The following is a 6,744-nucleotide window of genomic DNA, read 5'->3' on the forward strand; positions in this document are numbered from 1 at the left end:
AGGCCCTGACCGCTCCTATACATGGTCAGATGCTCTCGTCCTCTCATAAAAAAGAAAGAGGTTTTTTTATTTATATACATATAGAAAACGGTCTTTTCTCTCCTACTTCTAGTAGTTCATTTATAGGAGCATTTGTGTTATCCTTGTCCGTGTGAGGCTCCTTTTTATTAGAAGTTTGGACAAGATTATCCAACTTTATTTATGATGAAAAATTAAAATGAATCTATATAGTTCCAGTTTAAATGAATCAATCTAGTCTTTATAAGCGTTTTGAAAAATATGTATATTTGTGTAATACAAAGAGGTGTAAATGAAATGAAATCCTATACACAATTCGAACGAAGAAAATACATACTTGATGAGTTAGAAACATACAATCGCGTGATGGTAAATGATTTAGCAAAGGTGTTAAATGTTACTACAGAAACGATTCGAAGAGATTTAGATATGATGCAAAAGGAAGGCAAGTTAACGAAAATACATGGCGGTGCAGTAAAGAAAAAAGATCATACTATTGAATTTTATTTTGATAAACGTCGATCTGAGAATATTGAAGAAAAGCGAAACATTGCTATGGAAGCAAGTAAATTAGTAGAAGATAATGATATTATTGCAATTGAAGTTGGAACGACTACAATGCAAATTTTAGACTTTATACATGATAAGAAGAATTTGACGATTCTAACAAACTCGATACCAGCTGTTAATAAAGTGATTGAGCTGAAAGAACAATATAATTTATTTGATTGCAAATTAATAGTCTTTGGTGGCATGTTAAATTCAAATTCATTAGCATTGTCTGGAGACATGACGTTAAATTACCTTGATCAATTTACTGTTAATAAATTATTTGCTTCATGTGATGGAATTTCTTTAGAAAAGGAACTAACATCTTCGTATATTGAGGATGCACAAGTTTTTCAACAATTAAAGAAAAATGCTAAACAAGTTGTCATGATGATCGATGAGTCAAAGTTTAATTTAACAAAGTTCTATAAAAGCGGAAATTTTGAAGATGTTGACGTGCTATTTACAAATGCTAAACTTGATGAGAGATGGCAAAACGCCCTAGTAAGTAAAGGGATTGAAGTAATAACGGTATAGAAAAAAATCTGAAAGTGGACTATTTCTTAATGAGAAATAGTCTTTTTTTGTTATAATTTTGGTAAATGTATTGTTTTGTATTGCTTTTATGTTGATTTTACAATTAGTTAACAATATAACAACATTTCGTTAATAATGTCCCCGTACAATACGAATTAGGGGGTGACAGGAATGCAAATAAAACTATCAAAAGCTGTGTTCTTTCTATTACCAGTTGGAATACCTCTCATATTGTTTTGGGTGATTCCGAATGTAATTAGTTTAGGTATTAGTTTTACAGACTGGGATTTCATGACCAATGACTTTAATTTTGTTGGTTTCGATAACTATTTGAATTTGTTTACACAGGATTCTTTTATACAAGCATTGTTAAATACTCTTTATTTCGGAATTGGGACGGTCGTTCCAACGATTGCATTAGGGTTAGGTTTCGCATTATTTTTCCGAAAGAATTTTAGAGGTTCTGCCATTTATCAATTATTGATTTTCTCACCTTGGGTAACGCCAACGGTAGCTGTATCCATCGTCTGGTCACTTCTATATGAACCGAAATTTGGAGTTATTAATAAAGTACTAGCGTTTTTCGGAATACCAGGCTTGGATTGGCTGAAGAGTAGTGAGACAGCGATGCTAGCAGTCATTATTGTAACAGTATGGAAATTAGTTGGATGGACGATGATTTTCTATATTGGTGCACTAGAGAAAGTACCAGAGAGCTTGTATGAAGCAGCTAGTATTGATGGTGCAAATGCATGGCAGAAATTCCGATATGTAACATTACCGATGGTTTCACCGACAACTTTCTTTCTAGTTGTTGTTAATACAATTTCTTCGGTGCAGGCTTATGATCAAATCAAAATCTTAACACAAGGTGGACCGAGTGGATCGACACGAACGCTACTTTACTTATTCTTTCAACAAGCGTTTGAACAGTTCGATATGGGTTCTGCAACGGCAATCGCATTTATTATATTAATCATTACAATTTTACTATCCGTTATAAACAAGATAATAGGTGACAAGTGGGTGAACTATTAAGATGAAAGATATGAAAAAGACGCCATTAATTATCAAGCATCTCTTTTTAGCTTTATCAAGTATCTTGTTTGTCTTTCCATTCATATGGATGGTACTTGGTTCGTTTAAAACATCCAGCGAAGTGTTACAAGGAGGCTTTTGGCCTACGGAATTCTACTTGGAAAATTATCGTGAAGTATTAGAAATTCTTCCATTTAACACATACTTATTTAATAGTTTTTATACCTCTTTCATTATTACGATATATGTACTTGTTTCGTCTGCACTCTTTGCTTATATGTTGACATTTTATAAGTTCAAAGGGAAGAACGTAACCTTTAGCATTGTTATGGCAACGTACATGATTCCTGGATCTGTATCGTATGTTCCGGTATACGTGATGCTAGGAAAAGTGGGCTTACTTAATTCGCATTTTGGATATATCATTTCTATGGCTGTTAGTGTATTCGGTATCTTCTATTTAAAACAATCATTCCATAAGGTTGGGGATGAAACAGTAGAAGCAGCCAAAATTGATGGAGCAAGTGATTGGACTATTCTTTGGAAGATTGTTTTTCCGATGACGCGATCATCATTTGTAACATTAGGATTGGTCACATTTATCGGTAATTACAATAATTACATTTGGCCAGCCCTTATCTTGAAAGATAATACACAAAAGTTAATTACGAACGGAATTGCCGATTACTTTATTAATAGTTCCTTAGGCCGAGATTGGTCACACATTATGGTGGCAAGTACAATCGCAACGGTGCCGCTCTTACTCGTATTTTTAGTTTTACAAAAATGGTTCCTCTCAGGCGTTACTGATTCAGGGGTAAAGGGTTAACTAAATATAAAGGAGACATTTTGGATGAGAAAATTATTCATGCTTCTAGCAATTGTATCGTTGTTTGTTAGCGCACTTGCAGGCTGTTCAGGTGGAAAAGGAAGTACTGTTAAAGCAAGTAAAGAAGGAGAGAAGATTGTTGTCCCATTTATTAATGGAGTAGGTGGTTCCCTTGCAGATCGTGTCGATAAGAGTGTAGAGGAATACAATAAAAGTCAAAATAAATATGTAGTAAAAACGACGAAAGCTGGTAACTACGATGAGTCTTATCAAAAGCTTCAAAGTGGATTTGCAGCGAATAACCAAGAAGCAATTGCATTGTTAGGTTCAGACGTCATTCAAGAATATGTTAAGAAAAAGTTAATTGTGCCTTTAGATGAATATACTAAAAATGATAATAATTTCAAAAAAGAAGATTACGGAAAAGGTTTTATCAATCAAGCAACAATTGATGGGAAGTTATATGGAATTCCTTTTTACGGTACAACGCAAGTGTTTTATTACAACAAAAAAGTGTTGGCGGAAAATGGCTTTACTGCTGACGATTTAAAAACGTGGGAAGGCGTAGAAAAAGTAGCGAAGAAAGTAGCAAAACGTGACGGAAATGGAAATGTCACATACGCAGGTTGGATGCCAATGTGGGGTACGTCAAACTTAATTGACGCGGTTCGCAGTGCTGGCGGAAATGTATTAAGTGAAGATGGTAAAAAAGTATTAATCAACGATGACACTTGGGTTACAGTATGGGGAAAATTCCGTACGTGGATTCATGAAGAAAAAATTATGAATATTCATTCAGGTGGAACAGGCTGGGAATATTGGGATAAAACAATCATTGATCTCGTGGAAGGTAGAACGTTAGGATATACAGGCTCGTCTGGTGACCAAGGATTTGTTTTTAAATCGTTAGGTAAAGGAATGAGTGAGGAAGAACGCCTAAATACATTTGGAGCATTACCACAACCAGGTTGGGGTGATCATAAACCAGCGCCAAAATTAGAAACATATTTATTCACATTAACGAGAAATGTTGATCCAGAAGTAGCAAAAGGTGCATATGACTTTATGAAATTTGCGACAAGCACTGAAAAAACAGCTGAATGGTCAATGGCAACAGGCTATATTCCGGTTCGTAACAATGTAACAGAGTATGGACCTTATGCTGAATTTGTAAAAAAACAACCACAAGCATTAGTTCCATTAGAGCAAGCGAATCAAAACGGCGCCCTGCCATTTACAGATCCAACAGGCGGTAAAATTAACGACGCGTTAAATGTAGCGAAGGATAAAGTAGAAATTGAAGGAGTCCCTGCAAAAAAAGCGTTGGATGAAGCGGCTAAAATTGCCCAAGAAGAATTAGATAAAGCGTTGAAAAAGAAGAAGTAATATTACTAGAAATATGAGGTGCTTTTGAACGCCAAAAGTACCTCTATGATTCTATCATTAAAATATAAAAAAGGTGTGGGAATCATGATTGAAATGAAAGGTACGATGACTCTTTCTCCATTCGTAAAAAATAAACATTCTTTTCTAATAGATGCAACTGATATTTTTAATTTTACAGTAACGATCAATCAAGGAGACAGTCGGAAAATTCCACTTTTATTAATTGTGAAAGATTCTAGAGGTTATGTGCGTATTCAGTATCAAACGCCAATTGTTGACGAAAAACTAGTTGTTGCAACAAATCCAAAGTTTTGTTCAGCTGGTTGCGTTGGCAGAGAAATACCGGCGGGTAATTGGGAATTAGAAGTCGTATATATCCCTCATTGTGCAAATAAAGCAGTAAAGTTTGCCGGAAGAAACGTTGACTATACAGTAAATATAGTAGTGAATGACGAGGTAAACCGAGAGTATAACCGAGAATATTTTTGCGAAGAAAATGTCTTTATCCGTGAAAACGATTTTGAAAAAGTAGTGAATGAAGAGCATCGCTGGTATAAAGGAGATTTTCATGTTCATACAGATGTAACGGATGGCGAGATAGATGACGAACTGGCAATGAGCGTATGTGAAAAACAAGAGTTGGATTTTTTATATGCGACGGAACACAACATTGTCATGCCATCGTATCAAAAAGGAAGCACATTAATCATACCATCTATGGAACTTACAACTCCTTACGGCCATTACAATATGTTCGGTATGAAGGAATATATTAACTTTACAGAGTGCCTCGACGAATCGTTTAACGCTAAAAGCATGAATGACTTGTTTGCTCTTATGAAAGAAAAAGGCTACTTAATTAGCGTGAATCATCCGTTTATGAAGCCTTGGGCGAATCAAATTGATATTAACTTAGAACATGTTCATACAATGGAAATTATGTGTGATCCGACTTATAAAAAAAGCAAATCTTCTACTTTAGAAGCTTTAAAGTTCTTCGATCAAATGTGGTTAAATGGTCTGAAAGTCTGGGGGATAGGAGGAAGTGATTCGCACTTACATCCATCTAAAACGTTCCCGGGATCTAAAGACCCATCGATTTATGGCGATCCTGGCACATATGTATTATGTAATGGTTTATCTATTAAAAATTTAAAGAATACTATCGAAAGAGGCCGCATTTATTTTTCACGCTTTAGAAAACTAGAGATCGATATTCAAAACGAAGGTAAAACGATTTATGTTGGCGATGGGGCCAAAGGAAATGTTCATTACAACATTCATACAGATAAACCTTGTGAGTGGAGATTGATTGTGGATGGTCAAATCATCGAAAAAGAATGTGGCAGCCAAGTTACCTTTGACTTTAATTTACATGAAGGATCCTATGCTAGAGTTGAGGGTTGGGAAAATGATGAATTAGTAGCGTTTATAAATCCTATTCATCATAACGTTACGAGTAAGAAGAAAACATGGTATGAAGTTTTAGGAGGATGAAAAAATGAATAAAGCAATTATTTTTGATAAAGATGGGACACTAATCCAGCTAGATTCTGTTTGGTACAAAATCGTTCATCGTGTATTAGATGATATATTTCACATGTATCCAAGCGAAACAAGTAAGCGAAATGAATATTTGAAGATTATCGGTATGAGTGATAATGATTTTGAGAGTACGAGCTTACTAGCTTGCCGAACAAATTACTTTATTGCGGCTGCATGGTTTTCATTACTAGAAAATCAAAATGTAAGTAAAGAGAACTTTATTGATGATGTATGCGCATTATTCAAAAAGCACTCTACAGCAGATGATCTCGTCTTTACAGAAGTGGAAGGCGCGAAGGAAACATTACAATATTTAAAAGATCATGAATATGTTATTGGGGTTGTTACAGCGGACGACGTCGATGCAGCTGTTCATTCCCTTAAAATGACCGGATTATATGATTATGTGGATTTTTTAGGTGCAGATGATGGTGTCAATAAAACAAAACCGGAAAATGATTTTTATCATATATTTAAAGAGAAATTTTCACTGGTTGAAGAAGATGTATTAATGGTAGGTGATACATTAACAGACGTTAGATTCGCAAGAAATAGCAACATTAAAGTGGTCGGCGTCCTGTCAGGTGCGAGCGGGAAGGAAGATTTAGAAGGAGAAGCGGATTATATTTTAGACAGTATGAAGGATATTGCCACAATTTTATCCCGCATTAACGGGCAGTAATACTCCCATCTCAAAATTCAGCAAAAGCATTGTCCAGTTCCAGTGGCTAGAATGTTCGGTGGCTTCGCTTCTTCCTACGAGGTAAAAAACACCTCTACGTCAGAAGCTCCATCCCCCTCACATTCTGGACGAGCCACTTCCACATTTCTTTGTTGTCCAG

At 35.3% G+C, this 6,744-nt stretch carries 6 protein-coding genes; all 6 read left to right on the forward strand.

The window, feature by feature from the left end; translation table 11 throughout:
- Positions 1 to 315: 315 nt before the first annotated feature.
- The 6 genes from V7024_RS06835 to V7024_RS06860 all read left to right on the forward strand — a co-directional run bounded on the left by V7024_RS06835 (position 316) and on the right by V7024_RS06860 (position 6,584).
- Positions 316 to 1,104, forward strand: a complete 789-nt coding sequence (locus tag V7024_RS06835; RefSeq protein WP_335517447.1) for a DeoR/GlpR family DNA-binding transcription regulator — start codon at positions 316 to 318, stop codon at positions 1,102 to 1,104.
- Positions 1,105 to 1,275: 171 nt separating this feature from the next.
- Positions 1,276 to 2,142 (forward strand): carbohydrate ABC transporter permease, encoded by an 867-nt coding sequence (locus tag V7024_RS06840; RefSeq protein ID WP_335517450.1) that lies wholly within the window; start codon positions 1,276 to 1,278, stop codon positions 2,140 to 2,142.
- A gap of 10 nt (positions 2,143 to 2,152) precedes the next feature.
- On the forward strand, positions 2,153 to 2,971 hold the full coding sequence (locus V7024_RS06845; RefSeq protein WP_335517504.1) for a carbohydrate ABC transporter permease: 819 nt from the start codon (positions 2,153 to 2,155) through the stop codon (positions 2,969 to 2,971).
- Between the two features lie 24 nt (positions 2,972 to 2,995).
- Positions 2,996 to 4,357, forward strand: coding sequence for an extracellular solute-binding protein (locus V7024_RS06850; protein ID WP_335517453.1), 1,362 nt, complete (start codon positions 2,996 to 2,998; stop codon positions 4,355 to 4,357).
- A gap of 84 nt (positions 4,358 to 4,441) precedes the next feature.
- On the forward strand, positions 4,442 to 5,854 hold the full coding sequence (locus V7024_RS06855) for a CehA/McbA family metallohydrolase (RefSeq protein ID WP_335517456.1): 1,413 nt from the start codon (positions 4,442 to 4,444) through the stop codon (positions 5,852 to 5,854).
- A gap of 4 nt (positions 5,855 to 5,858) precedes the next feature.
- The gene (locus tag V7024_RS06860; protein WP_335517459.1) at positions 5,859 to 6,584 is read left to right on the forward strand and encodes an HAD family hydrolase; all 726 of its coding nucleotides are present in this window, start codon (positions 5,859 to 5,861) and stop codon (positions 6,582 to 6,584) included.
- Positions 6,585 to 6,744 lie beyond the last annotated feature (160 nt).

The organism is Bacillus sp. JJ864 (genome assembly GCF_036963045.1).
GTDB classification, from domain to species: domain Bacteria; phylum Bacillota; class Bacilli; order Bacillales; family Bacillaceae_G; genus Bacillus_A; species Bacillus_A pseudomycoides_C.